The sequence below is a fragment of the Exiguobacterium sp. s160 genome, from assembly GCF_018617575.1.
GTDB lineage: Bacteria > Bacillota > Bacilli > Exiguobacteriales > Exiguobacteriaceae > Exiguobacterium > Exiguobacterium aestuarii_A.
In genome coordinates this window covers 1-746 of sequence record NZ_JACSKK010000021.1, presented here as the reverse complement: position 1 = coordinate 746, position 746 = coordinate 1, and the positions used below count along the sequence as shown (strand labels likewise).

Genomic DNA, 746 nt, shown 5'->3' with positions numbered 1-746 from the left:
CTTTTGTCGGGCAGAGCGCCTCAAGCTCGTTGAACATAAAAAAAGACGAACCAAATCGCACGTGGCGATTTGGTTCGTCAACAGCCTGAAGAGATGCTTACGCATCTCTTCAGCTTGTTGACAAATAAGATGTTCGAACTCGTCCTTCCGGCGTCCACGCTTTCCGCAGGCAATCCCGGAGCCGCATCGCGACTGAAGTCGCTGCTGGGTCTCCGTCGGATTGCTTTCCTGCAGGAGTCGGGGCGCCGTCGGACGAGTCACACGAATGGTCGCCACCTTTGGCGGCCATTTGTCTTTTTCTGAGGCCACGATGGCCGAAGAAAAAGCCCGATACATACTTTGAACCGGTCCAAACGGGGAAAGAAGAAGGTAAACACCACGTCCGCCCGTCATCAAAAGGAGGTACCCGATATGTATCGCGCCCATCCCGAGAAGCGACATGAACCGATCCGATCGAAGACCACGTTGGACCAGCTGGTCCCGCAGGATCATCTCGTCCGGAGACTCGACCGCCACATCGACTTCTCGATTGTCCATCGACTCTGCGCCCCGCTCTATTCGAACACCGGCACGCCCGGCATCGATCCGGAAATCATCATCAAGATCATCCTACTCGGCCCCCTGTTCAACATCCGTTCCGTGCGCCAGACCGTGAGAGAGGTTCAGACGAACCTCGCCTATCGCTGGTTCCTCGGTCTCGGCATCGATGAGAAGGTTCCCGACCATTCGACGATCAGCCAGGCCTA

1 protein-coding gene and 1 pseudogene are annotated in these 746 nt (G+C 56.3%); one reads left to right on the top strand and one right to left on the bottom strand.

Features of this window, described 5'->3' with window-relative positions; genetic code table 11:
• Positions 1-396 (bottom strand): annotated as a pseudogene (locus KNO86_RS14570) (hypothetical protein); the annotation flags it as partial.
• Between the two features lie 15 nt (positions 397-411).
• Here KNO86_RS14570 and KNO86_RS14565 point away from each other — a divergent pair.
• On the top strand, positions 412-746 hold a 335-nt coding region (locus KNO86_RS14565; RefSeq protein WP_214697377.1), incomplete at its 3' end, for a transposase.